The organism is Delftia sp. WSY_16 (genome assembly GCF_043104415.1).
Taxonomy (GTDB): Bacteria; Pseudomonadota; Gammaproteobacteria; order Burkholderiales; family Burkholderiaceae_C; genus Comamonas; species Comamonas tsuruhatensis.
The window spans coordinates 1-1,718 of record NZ_JBICKS010000035.1; the positions used below are offsets into that span (position 1 = coordinate 1).

Sequence of the window (1,718 nt, forward strand, 5' to 3'; positions counted from 1 at the left end):
TCCTACGATCCGTCCGGTGGCATCAGCCCCGTCAATCCGACAGCCGGTTGCACGACAGACTGCGCTTCCACACCGGTGACTCCGGTGACGCCTGGCACGCCAGCGTTGACGGTCACCAAGGCCAACCCCGGCAGCTTGGCTGTGGGGACTGCGTTCAACTACGCGTTCTCCGTGTCCAACGCTGCCAGTGCCTTCGGTCCCGCCACCAGCGTGACCATCAAGGACCTGGTGCCGGCAGGCATCAGCATCACGGGCGTGCCGACCGGTGCGAACGTGGCCAGTGCGACCTGCACGCCCAATACCTTCCCCTTCGTGGGCAATGGCACGGCGATCCTGTCTTGCACGGTGAGCTTCACCACGCCGGTGGCGGCTGGCAGCAACACCAGCTTCAATCTGCCGGCTGTTCCGACGGCTGTGGGTTCGAGCACCAACACGGCCTCCTACGATCCGTCGGGCGGCATCAGCCCCGTCAATCCGACGGCAGGGTGCACGACAGACTGCGCTTCCACACCTGTGACTCCGGTGACGCCAGGCACGCCTGCGCTGACGGTCACCAAGGCCAATCCCGGCAGCCTGGCCGTGGGCACGCCCTTCAACTACGCGTTCTCCGTGTCCAACGCTGCCAGTGCCTTCGGCCCCGCCACCAGCGTGACCATCAAGGATCTGGTGCCGGCAGGCATCAGCATCACGGGTGTGCCGACTGGTGCCAATGTGGCCAGCGCGACCTGCACGCCCAACACCTTCCCCTTCGTGGGCAATGGCACGGCGATCCTGTCTTGCACGGTGAGCTTCACCACGCCGGTGGCGGCCGGTGGCACCACCAGCTTCAATCTGCCGGCTGTGCCGACGGCGGTGGGTTCGAGCACCAACACGGCTTCCTACGATCCGTCGGGTGGCATCAGCCCGGTCAATCCGACGGCGGGTTGCACGACAGACTGCGCTTCCACGCCGGTGACTCCGGTCACGCCTGGCACGCCAGCGCTGACGGTCACCAAGGCCAACCCTGGCAGTCTGGCCGTGGGCACGGCGTTCAACTACGCCTTCACGGTAGCGAATGCGGCCGGTGCCTTCGGCCCTGCCACCAGCGTGACCATCAAGGACCTGGTGCCTGCGGGTATCAGCATCACGGGCGTGCCGACTGGTGCCAATGTAGCCAGCGCGACTTGCACGCCCAATACCTTCCCGTTTGCGGGCAATGGCAGTACCGTGCTGACGTGCACGGTGAGCTTCACCACGCCGGTGGCGGCTGGCAGCAACAGCGGCTTCAATCTGCCAGCTGTTCCGACGGCGGTGGGTTCAAGCACCAACACGGCCTCCTACGATCCGTCGGGCGGCATCAGCCCCGTCAATCCGACGGCAGGGTGCACGACAGACTGCGCTTCCACACCGGTGACTCCGGTGACGCCAGGCACGCCAGCGTTGACGGTCACCAAGGCCAATCCCGGCAGCCTGGCCGTGGGCACGGCGTTCAACTACGCCTTCACGGTAGCGAATGCCGCCAGTGCCTTCGGTCCCGCCACCAGCGTGACCATCAAGGATCTGGTGCCGGCAGGCATCAGCATCACGGGCGTGCCGACCGGCGCGAACGTGGCCAGTGCGACCTGCACGCCCAATACCTTCCCGTTTGCGGGTAATGGCAGCTCCGTGCTGACTTGCACGGTGAACTTCACTGCGGCAGTGGCGGCGGGTGGGAACACCAGCTTCAACCTGCCGGCTGT

Annotated in this window: 1 pseudogene; it reads left to right on the forward strand. The window is 66.1% G+C overall.

Annotated features, from left to right (window positions below):
* Nucleotides 1–105: 105 nt before the first annotated feature.
* Nucleotides 106–1,718: pseudogene (locus ACF8O7_RS17960) on the forward strand (hypothetical protein); the annotation flags it as partial.